This is a genomic window from Streptomyces hygroscopicus, assembly GCF_026168105.1.
In the GTDB taxonomy this organism is placed as follows: domain Bacteria; phylum Actinomycetota; class Actinomycetes; order Streptomycetales; family Streptomycetaceae; genus Streptomyces; species Streptomyces hygroscopicus_D.
In genome coordinates, this window is sequence record NZ_LBMW01000046.1 from 36,544 (window position 1) to 57,659 (window position 21,116).

General features: G+C 71.2%; 20 protein-coding genes. 13 read left to right on the forward strand and 7 right to left on the reverse strand.

Features of this window, described 5'->3' with window-relative positions:
- Positions 1-3: 3 nt before the first annotated feature.
- On the reverse strand, positions 4-843 hold the full coding sequence (locus AAW14_RS31540) for a glutamate ABC transporter substrate-binding protein (RefSeq protein ID WP_265567846.1): 840 nt from the start codon (positions 841-843) through the stop codon (positions 4-6).
- 352 nt (positions 844-1,195) lie between these two features.
- Complete coding sequence (locus AAW14_RS31545) at positions 1,196-1,972, reverse strand: amino acid ABC transporter ATP-binding protein (protein WP_265567847.1); 777 nt, start codon at positions 1,970-1,972, stop codon at positions 1,196-1,198.
- A 349-nt stretch (positions 1,973-2,321) separates the two neighbouring features.
- Here AAW14_RS31545 and AAW14_RS31550 point away from each other — a divergent pair, with 349 nt between their 5' ends.
- Together AAW14_RS31550 and AAW14_RS31555 are read left to right on the forward strand one after the other, a co-directional pair.
- Complete coding sequence (locus AAW14_RS31550) at positions 2,322-3,011, forward strand: response regulator transcription factor (protein WP_265567848.1); 690 nt, start codon at positions 2,322-2,324, stop codon at positions 3,009-3,011.
- 10 nt (positions 3,012-3,021) lie between these two features.
- Positions 3,022-4,443 (forward strand): sensor histidine kinase, encoded by a 1,422-nt coding sequence (locus AAW14_RS31555; RefSeq protein ID WP_265567849.1) that lies wholly within the window; start codon positions 3,022-3,024, stop codon positions 4,441-4,443.
- A 154-nt stretch (positions 4,444-4,597) separates the two neighbouring features.
- On the opposite strand, the gene AAW14_RS31560 is transcribed toward AAW14_RS31555, so the two are convergent.
- Positions 4,598-5,596 carry a TAXI family TRAP transporter solute-binding subunit gene (locus AAW14_RS31560; protein ID WP_265567850.1) on the reverse strand — a complete coding sequence of 333 codons (999 nt, stop codon included), beginning with the start codon at positions 5,594-5,596 and terminating at the stop codon, positions 4,598-4,600.
- A gap of 83 nt (positions 5,597-5,679) precedes the next feature.
- Between AAW14_RS31560 and AAW14_RS31565 the strand changes: the two genes are divergently transcribed.
- The 3 genes from AAW14_RS31565 to mgtA all read left to right on the forward strand — a co-directional run bounded on the left by AAW14_RS31565 (position 5,680) and on the right by mgtA (position 9,117).
- Positions 5,680-6,090, forward strand: a complete 411-nt coding sequence (locus tag AAW14_RS31565) for a MazG nucleotide pyrophosphohydrolase domain-containing protein (protein ID WP_265567851.1) — start codon at positions 5,680-5,682, stop codon at positions 6,088-6,090.
- Between the two features lie 122 nt (positions 6,091-6,212).
- The gene (locus tag AAW14_RS31570) at positions 6,213-6,569 is read left to right on the forward strand and encodes an ArsR/SmtB family transcription factor (protein ID WP_265567852.1); all 357 of its coding nucleotides are present in this window, start codon (positions 6,213-6,215) and stop codon (positions 6,567-6,569) included.
- Positions 6,559-9,117: a magnesium-translocating P-type ATPase gene (gene mgtA / locus AAW14_RS31575; RefSeq protein ID WP_265567853.1), complete on the forward strand. Its 2,559-nt coding sequence runs from the start codon at positions 6,559-6,561 to the stop codon at positions 9,115-9,117. Before AAW14_RS31570 ends, mgtA begins: the two co-directional genes overlap by 11 nt.
- 40 nt (positions 9,118-9,157) lie before the next feature.
- On the opposite strand, the gene AAW14_RS31580 is transcribed toward mgtA, so the two are convergent.
- Positions 9,158-10,696 carry an LCP family protein gene (locus tag AAW14_RS31580; protein ID WP_416223406.1) on the reverse strand — a complete coding sequence of 513 codons (1,539 nt, stop codon included), beginning with the start codon at positions 10,694-10,696 and terminating at the stop codon, positions 9,158-9,160.
- 129 nt (positions 10,697-10,825) lie between these two features.
- Between AAW14_RS31580 and tatA the strand changes: the two genes are divergently transcribed.
- Positions 10,826-11,086, forward strand: a complete 261-nt coding sequence (gene tatA, locus AAW14_RS31585) for a Sec-independent protein translocase subunit TatA (protein ID WP_265567855.1) — start codon at positions 10,826-10,828, stop codon at positions 11,084-11,086.
- Between the two features lie 21 nt (positions 11,087-11,107).
- Here the strand turns inward: tatA and AAW14_RS31590 are convergent, their stop codons facing one another.
- Entirely contained in the window at positions 11,108-11,338 is a 231-nt protein-coding gene (locus AAW14_RS31590) for a hypothetical protein (RefSeq protein ID WP_265567856.1), read from the reverse strand.
- A 504-nt stretch (positions 11,339-11,842) separates the two neighbouring features.
- Here AAW14_RS31590 and AAW14_RS31595 point away from each other — a divergent pair.
- The 3 genes from AAW14_RS31595 (at position 11,843) to AAW14_RS31605 (ending at position 15,537) form a co-directional block, all read left to right on the forward strand.
- Positions 11,843-13,057 (forward strand): MFS transporter, encoded by a 1,215-nt coding sequence (locus tag AAW14_RS31595; protein ID WP_265567857.1) that lies wholly within the window; start codon positions 11,843-11,845, stop codon positions 13,055-13,057.
- A 109-nt stretch (positions 13,058-13,166) separates the two neighbouring features.
- Positions 13,167-14,687, forward strand: a complete 1,521-nt coding sequence (miaB, locus tag AAW14_RS31600) for a tRNA (N6-isopentenyl adenosine(37)-C2)-methylthiotransferase MiaB (RefSeq protein ID WP_265567858.1) — start codon at positions 13,167-13,169, stop codon at positions 14,685-14,687.
- 130 nt (positions 14,688-14,817) lie between these two features.
- Positions 14,818-15,537 (forward strand): class III extradiol dioxygenase subunit B-like domain-containing protein, encoded by a 720-nt coding sequence (locus tag AAW14_RS31605; protein WP_265567859.1) that lies wholly within the window; start codon positions 14,818-14,820, stop codon positions 15,535-15,537.
- A 289-nt stretch (positions 15,538-15,826) separates the two neighbouring features.
- Here the strand turns inward: AAW14_RS31605 and AAW14_RS31610 are convergent, their stop codons facing one another.
- Complete coding sequence (locus tag AAW14_RS31610; RefSeq protein WP_265567860.1) at positions 15,827-16,078, reverse strand: antitoxin; 252 nt, start codon at positions 16,076-16,078, stop codon at positions 15,827-15,829.
- A gap of 24 nt (positions 16,079-16,102) precedes the next feature.
- On the reverse strand, positions 16,103-16,375 hold the full coding sequence (locus AAW14_RS31615) for a hypothetical protein (protein WP_265567861.1): 273 nt from the start codon (positions 16,373-16,375) through the stop codon (positions 16,103-16,105).
- Positions 16,376-16,556: 181 nt separating this feature from the next.
- Between AAW14_RS31615 and miaA the strand changes: the two genes are divergently transcribed.
- The 4 genes from miaA to AAW14_RS31635 form a co-directional block, all read left to right on the forward strand.
- Complete coding sequence (miaA, locus tag AAW14_RS31620; protein ID WP_265567862.1) at positions 16,557-17,495, forward strand: tRNA (adenosine(37)-N6)-dimethylallyltransferase MiaA; 939 nt, start codon at positions 16,557-16,559, stop codon at positions 17,493-17,495.
- A 108-nt stretch (positions 17,496-17,603) separates the two neighbouring features.
- Positions 17,604-18,092, forward strand: a complete 489-nt coding sequence (locus AAW14_RS31625) for a hypothetical protein (protein ID WP_265567868.1) — start codon at positions 17,604-17,606, stop codon at positions 18,090-18,092.
- A gap of 62 nt (positions 18,093-18,154) precedes the next feature.
- Complete coding sequence (gene dapF / locus AAW14_RS31630; protein ID WP_265567863.1) at positions 18,155-19,024, forward strand: diaminopimelate epimerase; 870 nt, start codon at positions 18,155-18,157, stop codon at positions 19,022-19,024.
- A gap of 430 nt (positions 19,025-19,454) precedes the next feature.
- On the forward strand, positions 19,455-21,116 hold a 1,662-nt coding region (locus tag AAW14_RS31635), incomplete at its 3' end, for a RelA/SpoT family protein (protein WP_265567864.1).

Sequence of the window (21,116 nt, forward strand, 5' to 3'; positions counted from 1 at the left end):
GGGTTACTTGACGATCTGGCCGATCTTCGGAGCGGGCTCGTTCTTGTAGTTGGCCGGGCCGAAGTTCTTTTCGACCGCTGCCTTCCAGGAGCCGTCGGCGACCATCTTCTGCAGCGCGGCGTTGATCTTGTCCATGGTCGCGGTGTCGCCCTTCTTGACCCCGATGCCGTAGTTCTCGTTGCTCAACTTGAGACCGGCGAGCTTGAACTGGCCCTTGTACTTGTCCTGGGCGGCGAAGCCCGCGAGGATCGAGTCGTCGGTGGTCACGGCGTCCACGGCGCCGCTCTGCAGACCGGCGATGCACTCCGAGTAGCCGCTGTACTCGCGCAGCTGGGCCTTCGGGGCGATCGTGTCGTGGACGTTCTGCGCCGAGGTGGAGCCGGTCACGGAGCACAGCTTCCTGCCGTTGAGGTCCGTGGCCTTGGAGATGTCGGCGTTGGCCTTCACCAGCAGGTCCTGGTGGGCCAGCAGGTAGGGGCCGGCGAAGTCGACCTTCTTCTTGCGCTTGTCGTTGATCGAGTAGGTGGCCGCGATGAACTTCACGTCGCCGCGGGCGAGTGCGTTCTCCCGGTCGGCGCTCTTGGTCTCCACCCACTCGATCTGGTCGGGCTTGTAGCCCAGCTGCTTGGCGACATAGGTCGCCACGTCCACGTCGAAGCCGGAGAAGGAGCCGTCTGGCTTCTTCAGGCCGAGGCCCGGCTGGTCGAACTTGATGCCGATCTTGATCGTCTTGCCGTCGCCGGAGGAGGAGCCGCCGCTCTTGCTGCCGGACCCGCAGGCCGTGGCGGCAGTGGCGAGGGCGAGGACGACGGCCGTGGCCGCGGTGACCTTGCGGAGCTTCATGGTGAACATCCTTTGCCTGGTGAAGAGTTGGGGGCCGAGGACCGGGACGGACCGTCGGTGGCGGATGGCGCTGGTCGTCATGGGGTGCCGTTGGTGACGGGGCCCGGTTCGCCGGGGGTGCCCTGGGTGACGTGGCGCAGGCCGTCAGGGGGCGTGCGCCGGGCCGACACGGGCGTGGTGCAGGTCGTCGGGGGAGTGGTGCAGTTCTTCAGGGGCGTGGAGCAGGTCGTCGGAGCGGCTCGGGCCGCTGGTTGTGTGACGTGGGCCGCTGGTTGTGTGCCCTGAGCCGCTGGTCGTGTGGCGCGGGCCTCTGGTTGTGCGGCGCGGGTGGTGAGTTGTGTGGCGCGGCTCGTCAGTGGTGCAGGATCTTCGACAGGAAGTCCTTGGCTCGGTCGCTGCGCGGATTGCTGAAGAACTGGTCCGGCGCGGCCTCTTCGACGATGCGGCCGTCCGCCATGAAGACCACGCGGTTGGCGGCCGAGCGGGCGAAGCCCATCTCATGCGTGACGACAACCATGGTCATGCCCTCCCGGGCGAGCTGCTGCATGACCTCCAGGACCTCGTTGATCATCTCGGGGTCCAGGGCCGAGGTCGGCTCGTCGAAGAGCATGACCTTCGGGTCCATCGCCAGCGCGCGGGCGATCGCGACGCGCTGCTGCTGGCCGCCGGAGAGCTGAGCGGGGTACTTGTCCGCCTGGCTGGCGACGCCCACACGGTCGAGCAGGCCACGCGCCTTCTCCTCGGCCTTCTGCTTGTCCGTTTTGCGAACCTTGAGCTGGCCCAGCATCACATTCTCGAGCACCGTCTTGTGCGCGAAGAGGTTGAAGGACTGGAAGACCATGCCGACGTCGGCGCGCAGCCGTGCCAGTTGCCTGCCCTCCTGGGGCAGCGGACTGCCGTCGATCAGGATCTCGCCCGCGTCGATGGTCTCCAGGCGGTTGATGGTGCGGCACAGGGTGGACTTCCCCGACCCCGAGGGGCCGATGACCACGACGACCTCACCACGGGCGATGGTCAGGTCGATGTCCTGGAGCACGTGCAACGCGCCGAAGTGCTTGTTGACGCTCCTCAGGACGACCAGTTCGTCGGTCGCGGCCACCGAGTCCTTGGCCACCGATACTTCGGTCATTGCTGACTGGCTCCGTCCTCGCTCGGTTTCGGAGGACAGTAATAACGGCATACGACCAGCGTCATTACATCTGAGGGAGATCTGAGCATCACAATCCGATAGCGGCCGGACACATGCCGTAGCAGGTGTGCGCCGGCCTCGTACCGGCTGCATAACGGAAGCCGTCCGCAACCGGAAGCCCCTTGACGCCGTCCTTGTTCATCGGCGTGACTGCCATGGTGCACGCGCGAGCGTGCACACGTTCGTGTGGACGACGCTTTTCTCGCGCAAGGCGACAGAGAACCCTTGTACCTGCGGATGTGCATACGGAGACCGAGCAGGTACGGCGGAGGGACCGGAGGGGGCCGGCTTGAGACTGCTTCTCGTCGAGGACGACAACCACGTCGCGGCCGCCCTGTCCGCGGTGCTCGCCCGGCACGGCTTCGACGTCACGCACGCCCGCAGCGGCGAGGAGGCCCTGCAGGCGCTGGTGCCCGAGGGCCCTGGCTTCGGCGTCGTACTGCTCGACCTCGGCCTGCCCGACCAGGACGGCTACGAGGTGTGCGGCAAGATCCGCAAGCGCACCAGCAACACCCCGGTGATCATGGTGACCGCCCGCTCCGACGTGCGCTCGCGGATCCACGGCCTGAACCTCGGTGCCGACGACTACGTGGTCAAGCCGTATGACACGGGGGAGCTGCTCGCGCGCATCCACGCCGTCGCCCGGCGCATCCCGCACCTGGACGACACCGGCGCCACCGAGACCGCGCTGCGCCTCGGCCCCGTGCGCATCGAACTGCCCACCCGTCAGGTCAGCGTGGACGGCTCGGCCGTCCAGCTCACCCGCAAGGAGTTCGACCTGCTCGCCCTGCTGGCCCAGCGCCCGGGCGTGGTGTTCCGCCGGGAGCAGATCATCAGCGAGGTGTGGCGCACCAGTTGGGAGGGGACCGGACGCACCCTCGAGGTGCACGTCGCCTCCCTGCGCTCCAAGCTGCGCATGCCCGCGCTGATCGAGACCGTGCGCGGCGTCGGGTACCGGCTCGTCGCCCCCGCCGCCTAGCGGGGAACGGGTGCGCGCTCGTCTGCTTCCGCTGCTCATCGTCCTGATGGCGGCCGTGCTGCTCGCGCTCGGTGGTCCGCTCGCGGTGAGCCTCGCGGCCGCGGAGCAGCAGCGAGTCGTCGTCGACCGCATCGACGACACCGCGCGCTTCGCGGCCCTCGCGCAGTTCGTCACCGACCGGCCGACCGGCTCCCGGGTGGGGGCCGCGGACGAGCGCGGCGAGACCCTGCGCAAGGAACTCGCCATGTACTACAACGTGTACGGCATCCGGGCCGGTGTGTTCTACCGTGACGACTCGCCCATGGCCAATGCCCCGGCGAACTGGTACCTGCCTCAACGGGGCGAGGGCCGCGACGCCTTCAACGAGGCACTCCTCGGCCGCCGCAGCCACGACCCCGAGCAGGTCTGGCCCTGGCAGCGCTCCCGGCTCGTGGTCGCCTCCCCCGTCATCCGCGACGGCGATGTCGTCGCCGTCGTCGTCACCGACTCGCCCACCGGGCAGATGAGGGCGAAGACCCTGCACGGCTGGCTGCTCGTCGGAGCCGGGGAGAGTGCCGCGATGCTGCTCGCCGTCGGCGCCGCGCTGCGCCTGACCGGCTGGGTGCTCAGGCCCGTACGGGTCCTGGACGCGACGACTCACGACATCGCGACCGGACGCCTCAAGTCCCGGGTGGCGGCCGCCGGGGGACCACCGGAACTCAGGCGCCTGGCCCGGTCGTTCAACGAGATGGCGGACAACGTGGAGGAAGTGCTGGAGCAGCAGCGCGCATTCGTCGCCGACGCCTCCCACCAGCTGCGCAATCCACTCTCCGCGCTGCTGCTGCGCATCGAGCTGCTCGCCCTCGAACTGCCGGAGGACAACGAGGAGATCGCCTCCGTCCGCACCGAGGGAAAGCGCCTCGCCCAGGTCCTCGACGACCTGCTCGACCTGGCGCTCGCCGAGCACGCCGAGGCGGACCTCCAGGTCACCGACATCGGCGCGCTGGCCGCCGAGCGTGTCGCGGCCTGGGGTCCGGCCGCCGAGGCCAAGGGCGTACGGCTGACCGGGACCTGCCCGGCGACCACGGCCTGGGCCGATCCCGTCACCCTCTCCAGCGCGCTGGACGCGGTCATCGACAACGCGGTGAAGTTCACGCCGGAGGGAGAGCGCGTCGAGGTGGAGGTCGTGGCGGGCGGCGACACCGCCATGGTCGTGGTCACCGACGCCGGCCCGGGTCTCGGCGACGAGGAACTCGCCCGCGTCGGCGACCGCTTCTGGCGCAGCGCGGCACACCAGAACATCAAGGGCTCGGGGCTCGGACTGTCGATCTCGCGGGCACTGCTGGCGGCCGGGGGCGGCTCGATCTCGTACGAGCGCCGTGAACCGCAGGGCCTGAAGGTGACGGTCACGGTCCCGCGAATGATGGATTCGAACGGCCCGTCCGGGGATTGAGGACGAGCGCATCCGGGGGTCGAGGGCAAGTGCGCCTGGGGATTGAGGACGAGTGTCCGGGCAGGAGGCGGTCCGGGGATCGAGGACGAAGCCGTTCAGGCTTGAGAGGGGACCCGGAGGCGGCAGCCGCCGGGTGCCTCGGCGTCGAGGTGGGTCACGGCTTCACGGACCGGTAGTAGCGCCGCGCGCCGACATGCAGCTCCAGCGGATCCGTGTAGATCGCCGTGCGCAGGTCCACCAGCTGGGCCGCGTGCACCTGCGCGCCGATGCCGTCCCGGCTGTCGATCACCGTCCGGGTGAGTTTCTCGGTCAGGTCCGCGTTCATGTCCTGCCGCGTCATCAGGAGGTTCGCGACGGCCACCGTCTGCACGGAGGAACCCTGCTCCGCGTACGGGTAGGCGTCGGCGGGCATCACCGCGGCTCGGTAGTAGCGCGACGCGCCGCCCTGCTCGTGCAGCTTCGCCACCAGGTCGCTGCCGATCGGCACCAGGCGGATCGCGAAGTGCCTCGACAGCTCCGTGATCGCACTGGTGGGCAGTCCGCCGGACCAGAAGAACGCGTCGATCCGGTGCCGCTCCAGCTGCTCGGGCATGGTCCCGATGCCGTCGGACAGCGGGGTGATGTCCTTCCGGGGGTCAAGACCGGCCGCGGCGAGCAGGTGTTCCGCGACGAGCCGTACTCCCGACCCGCCAGGTCCGATGGCGACCCTGCGGCCCTTCAGGTCCGCCACCGACTGCACGGTGGACGAGCGCGGCACCACCAGATGCACATAGTCGTCGTACAACCGCGCGCATCCGCGCAGCCGGTCCGCTCCCGGCTTGCCCGCCAGCCGGTACGTCTCCACCGCGTCGGCGGCCGCGATGGTGAAGTCCGCCCTCCCTGTGGCCACCCGCTGCACGTTCTCCTGCGACCCGTCGCTGTTCAGCAGCCGTACGTCCAGCTTCGGCATGTCGTGGGCGATCGCGTGCTGCAGCAGGGTGCCGTACTTCTGGTAGACGCCGGTCGGGGTGCCCGTACTGAAGGTGACCGTGCCGCTCGGGGACACGTCGCCGAGCGGCAGCAGCCACCACAGCAGCAGCCCGAGGACCGCGCACGCGGCCGTCGAACCCAGCAGCGCGCGGCGTCTGCCGATACGGGGAAGTGCCTTGAGCATGCGCGTGATCCTGCCAGGCCGCACACAGGCCTGACCAGGGCAGGGCGCGGGGGGATGCCACGGGTGCCCGGTAGGGTCACCGGATGCGCCCTTCTCCCGCCTCCCTCGTCCATGAGTTCCACCTCGCCTTCGGTCTCGATGCCCGTACGGTGCCGTCGGAGGTATCCCCGGAGCTGGCCGCGCACCGCGGTGAGCTGCTCGCCGAGGAGGCCGCGGAGGCCGCCGAGGTGTCCGTCACCGGCCCGCTCGACCGGCTGGCGCACGAACTGGCCGACGTCGTCTACGTGGCGTACGGCACGGCCCTGGTGCACGGCATCGACCTGGACGCCGTGATCGCCGAGATCCATCGGGCCAACATGACCAAGATCGCCCCCGACGGCACGGTTGCCCGACGGCCCGACGGCAAGGTACTCAAGGGCGAGCACTACCGCGCCCCGGACATCGCGGCGATCCTCCGCAGCCAGGGCTGGACGTCGTCAGAGGTCCAGGGGTGAACCCGCACGGCTTTCACGGCTTCACGCACCGGTCGGCGCGTTCGGCCCGTCGGTCCGCGCCTCGTCGCCGCCTAGACTGAGACCCTCGTGTGACAGGACCCGGTTCGAAGGGGAGGACGACCGTGACGGCAGGTGGCGGTGGTTTCGAGGACCCGTCCGCCGAGGTGTTGTCGGAGGCGGCCGCGGCGTTCGGGCTGCTGGCATCGCCCGCGCGGCTGCACATCGTGTGGGCGCTGGCGCAGGGCGAGAGTGACGTGACCGGGCTCGCCGAGCGAGTCGGCGGTGCGCTGCCGGCCGTGAGCCAGCACCTGACCAAGCTCAAGCTGGCCGGACTGGTCCGCTCCCGCCGCGAGGGCCGCCGTCAGGTGTACTTCGTCGACGACGCGGACGTCGTGACCGTGGTGCGCCTCATGGTGGGCCAGCTCACCGACCGCGCCGTGCAGCCCAGCGCCCCGGCGGCCCGAATCCGTGGCCTCTGAGACCGCCCCACCCTCGGTGACCCCGCCGTCCGGCACGGCCGTCACGGGGCCCACGTCCCTGCAGGAACTGCGCCGGCTGGAGAGCAGCCGGCGCGGGCTCACCGATGCCGAGGCCGAGGCACGGCTCGCGGACGTCGGGGAGAACGTGCTCCCCGCAGCCCGTACCGCCTCATGGCCCCGCCTCTTCGTGCGCGGTGTGCGCGACCCGTTCACCACGGTCCTGCTCTGCCTCGGCGTGGTCTCGGCGACCGTCACCGCCTGGGGCACCGCCTGTGTGATCCTCTCCCTCGTCGTGGTCAGCTGCGTCCTGCGTGCCACCGGCGAGCACCGCGCCGACCGCTCGATGGCCGCGCTGCGCGACCTGGTCGCCACCACCGCGACCGTCCTGCGCCGTCCCGACGCGGACGGGCTGCCGCTGGAACGGGAGATACCCGCCGCCGAACTGGTGCCGGGCGATGTGATCCGGCTCGCGCCGGGTGACCTCGTCCCGGCCGATGTACGGCTGCTCCGTGCGAACGGCCTCACCGTGCACCAGGCCGCCCTGACCGGTGAGTCGGCACCGGTCGTCAAGAAGGCGCTCGACGTGCCCGGCCCGGTCGACGGCGGACCCTTCGAACAGCCCCACCTCTGCTACCAGGGCAGCGGCGTGGCCTCCGGCAGTGGCACCGCCCTTGTCCTGGAGACGGGAGCCCGGACCCGGTTCGCGCAGGCCCACGGCATGCCCGCCCGGCGGGAGGCGAGCGCCTTCGACCGGTCCGTGCACGGCATCTCCTGGGTGCTGATCCGGTTCATGCTCCTCACCCCGCCGCTGGTCCTCATGGCCAACGCGACGCTGCGCGACCGGGGTCTGGAGACGCTTCCCTTCGCCGTCGCGGTCGCGGTCGGTCTCACCCCCGAGATGCTGCCGGTCATCGTCACCACCTGTCTGGCCCGCGGTGCCTCCCTGCTGGCCCGCACCCACGGCGTGATCGTGAAGCGCCTGCCGGCCCTGCACGACCTCGGCGCCGTCGACGTGCTGTGTCTGGACAAGACCGGCACCCTCACCCAGGACCGGCCGGTCGTCGAACGGGCCCTGGACGGCGACGGCCAGGACGCGCCCGACGTCCTGGACTGGGCGGCGGTCAACGCCTGGTGGACCCTCCAGCTCGCCGATCTGCCCGTTCCGGATGCCCTCGACGAGGCGCTCCTGGACGCGGCCGACGGAGCCCGGGAACCGTACGAAGGCGTCGCCGCCCTGCCGTTCGACCCGGTGCGACGGCTCGCCACCGCCGTGGTCCGCGGTCGGCTCGGCACCCACATCCTCGTCGTCAAGGGCGCCGCCGAGGACGTACTCGAGCGCTGCGCGCTGGAGCCGGCCGAGCGGGAACGCCTGCTCGCGCGGGCCGCGCGCGAGGCAGACGACGGTCTGCGACTGCTCGCCGTCGCCACTGCCGACCGTCCCGCCCGCATCCGTCCCTACACTCCCGCCGACGAACGCGGCCTGACCTTCCGGGGTTTCGTCACCTTCCGCGACGCCCTCGCCCCGACCGCCGCGCGAGCCCTCAAGGACCTCGCCACCCGTGGCGTCACCGTCCGGATCCTCACCGGCGACCATCCGGGCACGGCGGCCCGCGTCTGCCGGGACCTCGGCCTCGACCCCGGTGACATACGGACCGCCGGCTCCGCGGACGACCACGCCGCGACCGTTGTCGCCCGGTGCACCCCCGAGGACAAGGCGCGGATCGTCACCGCCCTGCGCAAGGCCGGGCACACGGTCGGCTTCCTCGGCGACGGCGTCAACGACGTGCCCGCGCTGCACGCCGCCGATGTGGGCATCGTCCCGCGCGACGCGGTCGACGTGGCCCGCGAGAGCGCGGACGTGGTCCTCGCGCACAAGGACCTCACCGCGATCGACCACTCCGTCACCGCCGGCCGCCACAGCAGCGGCAACATCGCCACCTATCTGTGCGTCACGCTGTCCTCGAACCTCGGCAACGTCGTCGCGATGCTCGCGGCCGGCCTCCTCCTGCCCTTCCTGCCGATGCTCCCGGCCCAGGTCCTCGTCCAGAACCTGTGCTTCGACGCGGCACAGCTCGCCTTCGCGTACGACCGCCCCGCGCCCGGTGTGCTCAGGCGCCCCACCGTGCTGCGCCCACGCGACTTCCTGCGCTTCATCACCGGCTTCGGCCTGCTCAACTCGGTCGCCGACCTCGCCACCTTCGGCGTGCTCGCGCTCTCGCTGTACGGCCCGGACGCCCTCGACGACGCAGTGGTCTTCCACTCCGCCTGGTTCACCGAGAATCTGCTCACCCAGGCCCTGGTGATGCTGCTCCTGCGCTCCGGGCGGGGCCTGGCCGAGGGACGCGGCCCGGGCCCGGTCGGACGGGCGGCGGCCGTCCTCGCCGCCGTCGGCCTCCTTCTGCCCCTCACCCCGCTGGGTGCCCTCCTCGGTCTGTCCGCCCTGCCCATGGAGTACTTCCTGCTCCTCACCGTCGTCCTCGCGCTGTACGCGGTGGCCCTGTGGGCGGTCAGGACGCGCTACGAACGGCGCTCGGGCGAGGGCGGCTGAACTCCTCGCCCGATGGCCCTGGCTCTGGTGCCGGTACGGGTCAGCCGTAGGTGAGGTTGGAGCAGGGGTTGTCGTCGGCGGAACGTGCGCTGTCGGCGACGCTGCTGGGGACGGCGGTGGGGGTGGGGGATGCGGTGGCGGCGGGGGCGTCGGCGTAGGTCTGGCCCAGGACGATGCTGACGCCGGGTGCGGTGACGGACTCCAGTTGTGCGCCGGGGAAGAGGGCGGCGACGTCCTGTGCGGTGGCCTGCCCGCCGGGGCCGTATTCGATGAGGGTGGTGGGGTGGCTCTGGGTGCGTGCGGTGGCGGTGGTGGTGACCGTGAAGCCGTGGGTCGTGAGCGTGGTGGCGGCCCGGGCGGCGAGGCCGCTGGTGGTGGTGCCGTTGTAGACGGCGACGGGCCGGCCGGCGCCGGAGACCGCGGCGGAGGGGCTGGGGTTCGCGGCGGCGGTGGTCTTCGCCCCGTGCTTGGCGCCGCCGGCGTCGTGTCCGTCGAGGGTGCGGTCTGCCCTGAGGGCGGCGAAGAGGGCGTCGGCGTCGGGCTGGACGATGGCGACGTGTTCGCCTTGGTAGCGCCAGGGGACGGTGAGGAACTTGGTGTTGTGGAGGTCTATGTCCTTCAGGGACATGGCGAAGGAGATGAGTTTGTCGGCGCTGCCGAGTCCGGGGTCGACGGTGAGGGACTTGGTGGCGGCGTCGGCGAGGGGGAGGAGTTTCGTCGGGGTGAGGCCGTTGCTCTTGATTTCCTTGAGGAGGCTGGAGACGAAGGCCTGCTGGCGTTTGATGCGGCCGATGTCGGAGCCGTCGCCGATGCCGTGGCGGATGCGGACGTAGTCGAGGGCTTTCTGGCCGGAGACGGTCTGGACGCCTTTGGAGAACAGGAGGTTGCCGCGGGTGGGGAGGTGGGGGTTGAGGTCCTTCTCGTAGATGTTCTGGGGGAGGCAGACCTGAACGCCGCCGACGACCTGGGTGAGGCCGGCGAAGCCTTTGAAGTCGACGACGACGGTGTGGTCGACGCGGAGTCCGGTGAGGTGTTCGACGGTGTTCTGGGTGCAGGCGGGGTTGCCCTGGGGGGTGTCGCCGACGGAGTAGGCGGCGTTGAACATGGTGTTGGGCTGGGACTTGGTCCAGGTGCCGCCGGGGACTTTGCAAGGGGGGACGGTGACGAGGGAGTCGCGGGGTATGGAGACGGCGATGGCGTGCCGGTGATCGGCGTAGACGTGAAGGAGGAAGGCCGTGTCGGAGCGGCCGACGTCGTCGCTGCTGCCGCCGCCGAGGGCGTCGTTGCCGCCGGTGCGGGCGTCCGAGCCGATGACGAGGACGTTCTCGCCGTTGGACGATCCGGCGGGCCGGTTGTCGGACAGGCCCCCCGCGTCGAAGGTGTTGATGTTGCCGTTGAGCTGCAGGTAGATCCAGCCGGCCCCGGCCACTACCAGCACCAGCAGCGACACACAGAGGGCAAGCGCCATACGTATCCGGCGGCTGCCCCGGCCGTCGCCGTTCCCCTTGCGGGACGCGCTGCCCCGGCCCGCTCCGCCGTCTTGGCGGCGCGCAGACGGGATGCGTCGGCTGCTGGTCATGGTCATCGGCACCTCATCCGGTCCGGTCCCGCTGCATGGTTGTACAGTTGCGCAATGTAGCAATCAATACTGGACGGGCGAGCGGCGGAAGGCGTCCTCGGCCGAGGCGAGGAGAGGGCGGACCCGCTCATGTTCCGCAACGGACTGGAACCCTGGCACCTGCTGATCGTGGCGATCGTCGTCATCGTGCTGTTCGGCTCGAAGAAGCTGCCCGACACCGCACGCGCGCTGGGCAAGTCCATGCGCATCCTCAAGAGCGAGGCGAAGGCGATGAAGGAGGAGAACGCACCTTCGTCGCCCGGGGAGTCCGAACCCGCTCCCGTGATGCCGACGGCCATCCGGACCGCGGCGGAGACCGCCGCGGCGGAGCGGCCGACCGCGGCGCACTGAGACCCGCCCGGCCGGGCCCCGTCAGGGGCTGGCGCTGTCGTAGCCGTACGTCAACGGCTCGCTGTGCACAGCGAGTTGGCGCCGGTAGACATACAGCGCGGCCACCTGTACACCGTCCGCCGGGGCCTCGACCCGGCAGGGGTAGGTCACCTGCAGCACCGAGGGCCGGCCCGCGACCCGCATGCGCAGGCCGTCGGCCGGCCCTCCCGTGAGCACAGCTGTCTCCCACTTGGTGGCGACATGAAGATCCATGTCTGCACTTTAAGGGTTGCGCAAGCCCTGAACCGTTGTGAACTGTGCCACGCGGGGACCGTAAGGCCTCAGGGCCGGGGCGGCGCCGCCCCGGCCAGCACGTCCAGCACGTCCAGCAGGGCTCGCAGGGGCGCACTCGCCCGGCGGGTCGCGGAGACTCCCACGACAGGGTCCACCGCAGGGACGGGTCCGCGAGGGGCCGAACGGCCGGCCGCCACGTGTCCATGACGACCGACCGGTAGGAGGAGTCCCATCGGCGCGGTTTACAGCTCACGCACCCGCAGCCCGGTGGGCGGGCCGTCATTGCCGTGCGCTCCATCAGTGCATGCGATGGACACGGTCCAAGAGCGGCGCGGGATTTGATGCTCGTATCGTGGTGACTCCGGGGTGCACGACTTCCACGGCGCCCGGGCGGCGCCCACCCTGCGGAGAGGTCATCCCATGCCGGCCGAGCATCGGACACGGACTGCCGAATCCACCGCACCGACCCCATCGGGCGGGGGAATGCCCCTGTTCACCGACGGCACGGGGTTCTGGTTCGTGGCGGCGGCGTTCGCCGTCCTGATGGCGTTCGGCACCGCCCCCACCCCCCTCTGGCCGCTCTACGCCGCTCGCGACGGATTCGGCGTGACCACGATCACGGTGGTGTTCGCGGTACTGGTCGGCGGGGCGGCCCTCGGCTTCCTCGCCCTCGGGCACCTCTCCGACCGCCTCGGCCGCCGGCGGATCGTCGTGTCGGCCCTCGCCGTGACCCTGGCCGCCGCCGTCGCCCTGACCTGGTGGACGACCCTCCCCGGTCTGGTCGTCGGCCGCTTCCTGAACGGCGTCGGCATCGGGCTCATGGCCTCCACGGCCACCACGTATCTGCACGACCTGTACCGCAGGGCCCACCCCGACCGGTCCCGCGCCGGGCTGCCGGAGGTGGTCGCGACCGCGGCCAACCTGGGCGGTCTCGCCCTCGGTCCGCTGGTGGCCGGAGTGATTGCCCAGTGGGTGGCGCATCCGCTGACGGTCACGCAGTTCGGCTTCGCCGTGGCCCTTGCGGTGTGTCTGCTGCTCACCCTGGTCTCACCGGAGACCGTGGACCGGACCCGGACGGCGCGCCACAGGCCGGCCAGGTTCGCCCTGCGGCCCGGCGGGCTCCCGGCGTTCGTCTCCGCGGCCGGGCTCGGCTTCAGCTCCTTCGCGCTCTTCGGGCTGGTCAACGCGCTGGGATCGGTCATCCTCCACACCGAGCTGGGCATCTCCTCGGCGTTCGTCGCGGGTCTGGCGCCGTTCCTCATGTTCATCGCCGCCGCGCTGGCGCAGCTCGCCCTGGCCCCACTCCCGGCGCGCCGCCTCCTGGCCGTGGGAACGATGGCCTTCCCGGCCGGGCTTGCCCTGGTGGCGCTGTCCGTGTACGGCTCCACGCCATGGCTGTACCTGGGCGCCACGGCGGTGGCAGGGGCGGGTGCGGGCGTTCTGTTCAAGGCCGGAGTCGCGCAGTCCGTGACGGCCGCCGATCCCGCCTCCCGGGCGGGGGTCCTCGCCGTCTACTTCGTCGTCGCCTACGCGGGCATGGGCCTGCCCACGATCCTCTTCAGCGAGGTGATCCGTCATGTGAGCATGCAGACGACGATGATCTGCTTCGCGGCGGTCCTGTCGGCGGTCGCGGTCCTGTCGACGACGGTCGCGGTGCGTGGACGCGGGGCCGGGGGCGGGGACGCCGAGCGGGTGTGACGGCCTGAGACCTCCTGAGCACGGAGACGTCCGCGATGACCGATACCGCCCTTCGCGGTGCGGTACCGAGGGTGGCGGGGCGCTCTCCGGGACCGCCTACCCTTATGGCATGAGCAGCATCGACCGGAGCCAGCCCGTGGACGTCAGCCGTACCTATGAGGTCCGCACCTACGGGTGCCAGATGAACGTCCATGATTCCGAGCGATTGTCCGGGCTGCTCGAAGAGGCCGGGTACGTGCGCGCGCCCGAGGGGTCGGACGGCGACGCGGACGTGGTCGTCTTCAACACCTGCGCCGTGCGGGAGAACGCCGACAACCGGCTCTACGGCAACCTCGGCCGCCTCGCGCCCAAGAAGGCCTCGCGTCCCGGTATGCAGATCGCCGTCGGTGGCTGTCTCGCGCAGAAGGACCGCGACACCATCGTGAAGAAGGCGCCCTGGGTGGACGTCGTTTTCGGTACGCACAACATCGGCAAGCTGCCCGTCCTGCTCGAGCGCGCCCGGGTGCAGGAGGAGGCGCAGGTCGAGATCGCCGAGTCCCTCGAGGCCTTCCCGTCGACCCTGCCGACGCGACGGGAGAGCGCGTACGCGGCGTGGGTGTCGATCTCCGTCGGCTGCAACAACACCTGCACCTTCTGCATCGTCCCGGCGCTGCGCGGCAAGGAGAAGGACCGCCGCCCCGGCGACATCCTCGCCGAGGTCGAGGCCCTGGTCGGTGAGGGCGTCTCCGAGATCACCCTGCTGGGCCAGAACGTCAACGCGTACGGCTCGGACATCGGCGACCGCGAAGCCTTCAGCAAACTGCTGCGCGCCTGCGGGAAGATCGAGGGCCTGGAACGGGTCCGCTTCACCTCACCGCATCCGCGCGACTTCACCGACGACGTGATCGCCGCCATGGCGGAGACGCCGAACGTGATGCCGCAACTCCACATGCCGCTGCAGTCCGGGTCGGACACGGTCCTGAAGGCGATGCGCCGCTCGTACCGCCAGGAGCGGTACCTGGGGATCATCGAGAAGGTACGGGCCGCCATCCCGCACGCCGCGATCACCACCGACATCATCGTCGGCTTCCCGGGCGAGACCGAGGAGGACTTCGAGCAGACCCTGCACGTAGTCCGCGAGGCCCGATTCGCGCAGGCGTTCACCTTCCAGTACTCCAAGCGGCCCGGCACCCCCGCCGCCACCATGGAGAACCAGATCCCCAAGGAGGTCGTCCAGGCGCGCTACGAGCGTCTCGTCGCCCTCCAGGAGGAGATCTCCTGGGAGGAGAACAAGAAGCAGGTCGGCCGCACCCTGGAGCTGATGGTCGCGGAGGGCGAGGGCCGCAAGGACGGCGCCACCCACCGGCTGTCCGGCCGCGCCCCCGACAACAGGCTGGTCCACTTCACCAAGCCGGACGAGGCCGTCCGTCCGGGCGACGTGGTGACGGTCGAGGTCACGTACGCCGCCCCGCACCACCTACTCGCCGAGGGCCCGGTTCTGGACGTGCGCCGTACGGGCGCGGGCGAAGCGTGGGCGAAGCGGAACGCCGTGGAGGCCGCCAAGCCGGCCGGAGTGATGCTCGGACTGCCGAAGATCGGCGTCCCCGAGCCCCTGCCCGCGGCCACGGCCGGCGCGTGCGGCTGCGACTGAGGTGCGCGTCCGGCTGCGACTGAGGTGATCGCGGCTCCGACGCAGTGAGGTGCTTGAGCCCGGCTTCGCGAGGGCTCCACGGAACCTCGGGGGTACGGGCCGCCGCCCGGCGGGGGTTACGCTGCGGATCATGCTTGTCGCCGCCGCCGTCTGCCCCTGTCCGCCGCTGCTCGTGCCCGAGGTCGCCGCGGGTGCCGCCCCCGAACTGGACGCCGCCCGTGCCGCGTGCGAGGACGCACTCGGCGTGCTCGCCGCCGCCCGTCCGGACCGGCTGGTGGTCGTCGGCCCCGCCGGAGAAGACGGGCGCGGCCCGTTCCCGGAGGGCACGCGAGGGTCGTTCCACGGGTTCGGCGCGGAGGTCGAGGTACGGCTGGGCGCCGGCGGGGCGGAGCCGGGGGCGCAGGAGCGTGAGCTGCCGCTCTCGCTCGCCGTCGCCGCGTGGCTGCTGGAACGCACCGGCTGGGCCGACGCGCCCGTCGAGGGGCTGGGAGTGGGGGAGCTGCTGCCCCCGGAGCGGTGCGTCGAGGCCGGAGCACAGCTCGCCGGGCAGGACGAGCGGGTCGCCCTGCTGGTCATGGGGGACGCCAGTGCGTGCCGCACGGTCAAGGCGCCGGGTTATCTGGACGAGCGCGCGGCCGGCTTCGACGCCGAGGTCGCGCGTGCGCTGGCGGCGGCGGACGTCCCGGCCCTGAAGGCGCTGGACGCCGGCCTGGCCCATGAGCTGCAGGCCTGCGGCCGGGCTCCCTGGCAGTTCCTCGCGGGCGCGGCCGAGAAGGCGCGTCTGTCCGGCACCCTCCTGTACGACGACGCGCCGTACGGCGTGGGTTACCTGGTGTCGGCCTGGTCGTAGCGGCGCCTGGCGGTCGCCTGACCGTGGCCATGTCGCCGGTTGCCCTGGTCGCTCGTCGGGCCTCCGCGGTGTCGGCGCGGCCGGTGGGGCCCGGCGGTTTCTCTGATGGTTGGGCCTGCGCGGTATCGACGCGGCTGTCCGCGGTGTCGGCACGGCTAAGGGCCCGGCGAGCGCCTGGCCGTGGTTGTTCCGACGGTCGGCCTGGTCGTGGCGCCCCCGACGCGGCGCGCACGACGGACGGCCGGGAGGCCGGGTGCCCCGCGGCCGTGCGTCGATGTGTCTTCCTGTGTCAGGAAGCCGAGGGCGGCTGCGGGACGTCCGGGGGCGTCTGCCCGCCGGCCGCCGGGCCGGCGTCCCGGTGCGCGATGCGGTCCATCGCGCCCTTCGCCTTGTCCGTGCCCGTGTGGATCTTGTCGCTGTACTTGCCCTTGGTCTTCTCGTCGACCAGCTTCGCGGCCTTGTCGATGCCTCGCTCCACCTTGCCCCCGTGCCGTTGTGCGAGGTCAGAGGCCTTGGCTTTCAGATTGTGCACGAGATGCATGGTCCACCTTCCCTTGCGGGGCAATCATGTGCGGGCGCCCTCGTCGGCCTCGCTCTCGGCGACCTTCTCGGCGGACTGCTGCCTGGGGATTCCGACGCCTTCGTCGGCGGCGGCCTGCGCGGACTCCTCCGCGGCGGCCTCCGCTCCGGCCCCGGCCCCCGCCGCGGCCGCACCCTTCGCCTCGTCCGTTGCCTCCGCCTCGACCCCGGCCGGCGCCTGCGTGGCCTCCGGGCCCTCGGCGGACTGCGCCTCCTCCGTCGTCGTCGACCTCCGGAAAAGCCGTTCAAAAACGCCCATATCAACTCCATACGTTACTCGTGCGGACGAAATACCGCGTAACCCGGTGCGCCCGTTTGCATCGCCCGGTTCACCTGTTCTCGAACCGGTGACCGGAACCTCGCATCAGGCAACGACCTTGTGCGGAGGGCGTCACGTAACTCGTTCGAGGGTGGGTCGGGAGGTTTGCGAGACTGTTGCGGTGAGTAGTGCAGCCCCCGCCCCGCGGGTCATCGCCGTCGTCGGACCGACCGCGGCCGGAAAGTCCGATCTGGGCGTATTTCTGGCCCAGCGCCTCGGCGGCGAGATCGTCAACGCCGACTCCATGCAGCTCTACCGCGGGATGGACATCGGCACCGCCAAGCTGACACCCGAGGAGCGCGGTGGCGTCCCGCACCATCTGCTGGACATCTGGGACGTGTCGGTGACGGCCTCCGTGGCCGAGTACCAGCGCCTCGCCCGCGCCCGGATCGATGCGCTGCTCGCCGAGGGCCGCTGGCCCATCCTGGTCGGCGGCTCCGGGCTGTATGTGCGCGGTGCGGTGGACAACCTGGAGTTCCCAGGAACCGATCCCGAGGTACGCGCCCGGCTCGAGGAGGAGCTCGCGCTGCGCGGCCCGGGAGCGCTGCACGCGCGTCTTACGGCCGCCGACCCGGAGGCGGCGCACGCCATCCTGCCCAGCAACGGCCGCCGTATCGTCCGGGCCCTCGAGGTCATCGAGATCACCGGCCGGCCCTTCACCGCCAACCTCCCGGGCCACGACTCGGTCTACGACACCGTCCAGATCGGCGTCGACGTGGCGCGCCCCGAGCTCGACGAGCGCATCGCGCGCCGGGTCGACCGGATGTGGGAGGCGGGGCTCGTGGACGAGGTGCGTGCGCTGGAGGCACACGGCTTGCGCGAGGGGCGTACCGCCTCGCGCGCGCTCGGGTACCAGCAGGTGCTCGCGGCGCTCGCGGGGGAGTGCACTCTTGAGGAGGCGCGCTCCGAGACCGTACGCGCCACCAAGCGCTTCGCCCGCCGCCAGGACTCCTGGTTCCGTCGTGACCCGCGGGTGCACTGGCTCAGTGGTGCCGCGGCCGACCTCGCGGAACTTCCGCACCTCGCACTGGCGTTGGTCGAACGACCGGTTACAGCCTGATCACGTGATGGCATCGGGACGCTCCGGCGTCCGTCCGGGCCTGTGACGGCATGCCATCATCAAGCTTCGATCGACCAAGTGGAGTCCGAGTTGGGAGGGCGCGTGGCGATGGAGGCCGGCCCTCGCGACACCGCACAAGGCGTGGAGCCCGGGGCCGTGGAGGCCGGGGACCAGCGGCTCAGTTCCGACGGCCCCGACGACCAGCCCCCGGTCGGCGTGACCGCCGACGGGCCGGGGGCGGACGAGCTGTCCGTCGGGCCCGAGGTCGAGGTCGAGCTGCGCCCGCAGCGCCGGCTGCGGATCTGGCAGCTCGCCCCCATCGTGGCGCTGGCGACGGTCGGTTCCCTGATGTTCGCCTTCCCGCTGGCGTTCGAGTTCGGTGACGGCGGTGCCGTGGTCGCCATGCTCGGTCTGCTGATCTGCTCGTGTGCGGCCGGCTGGGGCATGATGGCCGCGCGTCGCGTCGGCCACACCTGGCCCGGCCTGCCGAAGCGCGGCTCCGGACGGCGCCCGGACTGGCGCGTCGTCCTGGCGTACGCCGTGGTGCTCGCCGCGGTCGTCGTGCTCGCCGTGTGGCGCGTGGCCCGACTGCGCTGAGTCACGGTCCGCCGTCGGACCACGTCGTCGGGGATGTCGCACCGACATCGTACGATCGAGGAATGAGCACGCGGATCGCCTTCCTCAAGGGTCACGGCACCGAGAACGACTTCGTGATCGTCCCGGACCCCGAGAACGTCATCGACCTGCCCCCGGCCGCCGTCGCCGCCCTGTGCGACCGCCGCGCGGGCATCGGCGGCGACGGTCTGCTGCATGTCGTGCGCTCCGCCGCGCACCCCGAGGCCAGGGAGATGGCCGCCGAGGCGGAGTGGTTCATGGACTACCGCAACGCGGACGGCTCGGCCGTGGAAATGTGCGGCAACGGCGTAAGGGTGTTTGCTCGCTACCTCCAGCGTGCCGGGCACGCGGCCGAGGGTGAACTCGCAGTCGCCACCCGTGCAGGTGTTAAGACGGTGCACATCGCCAGGGACGGTGACATCACCGTCGGTATGGGAAGGGCGCTCCTGCCCGAGGGGGACGTCACCGTGAGCGTGGGTGAGCGCAGCTGGCCCGCGCGCAACGTCAACATGGGCAACCCGCACGCGGTCGCCTTCATCGACGACCTCGCGCACGCGGGCGACCTGTTCACCCCGCCACCGTTCAGCCCCGCCTCGGCCTACCCGGCCGGGGTGAACGTCGAGTTCGTGGTCGACCGGGGACCCCGGCACGTCGCGATGCGCGTCCACGAACGCGGCTCCGGCGAGACCCGCTCGTGCGGAACGGGCGCGTGCGCCGTGGCCGTCGCAGCGGCCCGCCGGGACGGCGCCGACCCGGCCGTGACCGGCACCCCGGCGACGTACACCGTGGGCGTCCCCGGCGGCACCCTGGTGATCACCGAGCGCCCGGACGGCGAGATCGAGATGACCGGCCCCGCGGTGATCGTCGCCGAGGGCGAGATCGACGCCCAGTGGCTGGAGACCGCGCTCCGCTGACCTCCGACGGATCGTCAAGAGGCGCCGAAGAGCGGCCCCTTGGGGGCGAACGGGCGGCGCGTGGAAGCACGGCGTGGCACACGGACGGTGACCCTCCGCAGGGTTCCATGGCTGAAAATCCCACCCGGCCGTGCCGTATGTGGCTCCGTATCCCAGCCAGGACCGCCCAAGGTGGTCCGAACCGCAGCCCATGGACGGCTTGGGGCGTTTGAATCGACGGCCGACGCTTCTCTGGGTGGCTGAAAAGCGCAAACCTCGCCGCCTTCGCTCGAATGGGTGATCCGTTTCACGCTCGGCGAGAGCCGGTCGGGTGCGCGTGATGGGCTCGGTAGCATCAAGCACCGGACCGGACGGGGGACCGGCGCCAACCCCTGCGCCGTGTAAGCCATGGGGCATCCCGTCCGCCGGTCCACGCAGCCGGAGGTGCCCAATGAGTGCGGAGGCCACGAATCCTGCCAACCCCGCCCCCGCGACGCCCGGGGCGAACCGCAGGAAGAGCCGCGCCCGGATCGACCTGCGCCGCCTGGGCCGGGCTGCCCTGCTCGGCCCCGCCACCCGCGACCGGCTGCCCGACGCGATCGGCCATGTCGCCGAGGCGCATCGCGCCCATCACCCCGACGCCGACCTCGAACCTCTGCGCCGCGCCTATCTGTTGGCCGAGTCCTCGCACCGCGGCCAGATGCGCAAGAGCGGCGAGCCGTACATCACCCACCCCCTCGCCGTGACCCTGATCCTGGCCGAACTGGGCGCCGAGACAACGACCTTGACCGCGTCCCTGCTCCACGACACCGTCGAGGACACCGATGTGACGCTGGATCAGGTACGCGAGCAGTTCGGCGAGGAGGTGCGCTATCTCGTCGACGGCGTCACCAAGCTCGAGAAGGTCGACTACGGCGCCGCCGCCGAACCCGAGACCTTCCGCAAGATGCTCGTCGCCACCGGCAACGACGTGCGCGTGATGTCGATCAAACTCGCCGACCGGCTGCACAACATGCGCACCCTGGGTGTGATGCGCCCGGAGAAACAGGCGCGTATTGCCAAGGTCACCCGGGACGTGCTCATCCCGCTCGCCGAACGTCTCGGCGTCCAGGCGCTCAAGACCGAACTCGAGGACCTCGTCTTCGCGATCCTGCACCCCGAGGAGTACGAGCACACCAGAGAGCTGATCGCCGAGAACGCGGCACACGGCGACGACCCGCTCGCCGACATGGCCGACCAGGTGCGCACGGTCCTGCGCGAGGCCGGGATCCAGGCCGAAGTCCTGATCAGGCCCCGTCACTTTGTCTCCGTGCACCGCATCTCCCGCAAGCGGGGCAGGCTGCGCGGCGCCGACTTCGGACGCCTCCTGGTACTCGTGAACGAGGACGCCGACTGCTACGGAGTCCTCGGCGAACTGCACACCTGCCTGACTCCGGTGGTCTCGGAGTTCAAGGACTTCATCGCCGTCCCCAAATTCAACCTGTACCAGTCACTGCACACCGCGGTCGCACGCGAGGACGGCGAGGTCGCCGAAGTCCTCATCCGCACGCACCAGATGCACAAGGTCGCCGAGGCCGGTGTGATCGCGCTCGGCAATCCCTACGCCCCCGGATCCGACGACCCGGCCGACGGCGAGCGTGCCGACCCCACCCGGCCCGGCTGGCTCTCCCGGCTCCTGGAGTGGCAGGAGGCGGCCCCGGACACCGACACTTTCTGGTCGACGCTGCGCGAGGACCTCGCTCAGGACCGGGAGATCACCGTGTTCCGCGCCGACGGGGGCGCGCTGGGGCTCCCGGAGGGCGCGAGCTGCGTGGACGCGGCGTACGCGCAGTACGGCGAGGACGCGCACGCCTGTATCGGCGCCCGCGTCAATGGCAGGCTGGCGACCCTGAGCACGGTCCTGAGGGATGGGGACACCGTACAGCTCCTCATGGGCCAGGACCCGGCCTCGGAGCCCTCCAGGGAGTGGCTGGAGCACGCGCACACCGCCGCCGCGCGGATCGCCATCCAGCGCTGGCTGGCCGCCCACCCGGCTCCGGCGGACCCGTCCGGCGGTGTGCCGGCGGCGGGCACCGAGGGCTTGCCGGACAGGGCCCCGGCGCTCGGGGCCGAC

Coding starts and splice junctions, on each gene's coding strand:
- AAW14_RS31540 (WP_265567846.1), bottom strand. CDS start 843: ATGAAGCTCCGCAAGGTCACCGCGGCCACGGCCGTCGTCCTCGCCCTC.
- AAW14_RS31545 (WP_265567847.1), bottom strand. CDS start 1,972: ATGACCGAAGTATCGGTGGCCAAGGACTCGGTGGCCGCGACCGACGAA.
- AAW14_RS31560 (WP_265567850.1), bottom strand. CDS start 5,596: ATGCTCAAGGCACTTCCCCGTATCGGCAGACGCCGCGCGCTGCTGGGT.
- AAW14_RS31565 (WP_265567851.1), top strand. CDS start 5,680: ATGCGCCCTTCTCCCGCCTCCCTCGTCCATGAGTTCCACCTCGCCTTC.
- AAW14_RS31580 (WP_416223406.1), bottom strand. CDS start 10,696: ATGACCAGCAGCCGACGCATCCCGTCTGCGCGCCGCCAAGACGGCGGA.
- tatA (WP_265567855.1), top strand. CDS start 10,826: ATGTTCCGCAACGGACTGGAACCCTGGCACCTGCTGATCGTGGCGATC.
- AAW14_RS31590 (WP_265567856.1), bottom strand. CDS start 11,338: ATGGATCTTCATGTCGCCACCAAGTGGGAGACAGCTGTGCTCACGGGA.
- AAW14_RS31595 (WP_265567857.1), top strand. CDS start 11,843: ATGCCCCTGTTCACCGACGGCACGGGGTTCTGGTTCGTGGCGGCGGCG.
- miaB (WP_265567858.1), top strand. CDS start 13,167: ATGAGCAGCATCGACCGGAGCCAGCCCGTGGACGTCAGCCGTACCTAT.
- AAW14_RS31605 (WP_265567859.1), top strand. CDS start 14,818: ATGCTTGTCGCCGCCGCCGTCTGCCCCTGTCCGCCGCTGCTCGTGCCC.
- AAW14_RS31610 (WP_265567860.1), bottom strand. CDS start 16,078: ATGCATCTCGTGCACAATCTGAAAGCCAAGGCCTCTGACCTCGCACAA.
- AAW14_RS31615 (WP_265567861.1), bottom strand. CDS start 16,375: ATGGGCGTTTTTGAACGGCTTTTCCGGAGGTCGACGACGACGGAGGAG.
- AAW14_RS31625 (WP_265567868.1), top strand. CDS start 17,604: ATGGAGGCCGGCCCTCGCGACACCGCACAAGGCGTGGAGCCCGGGGCC.
- dapF (WP_265567863.1), top strand. CDS start 18,155: ATGAGCACGCGGATCGCCTTCCTCAAGGGTCACGGCACCGAGAACGAC.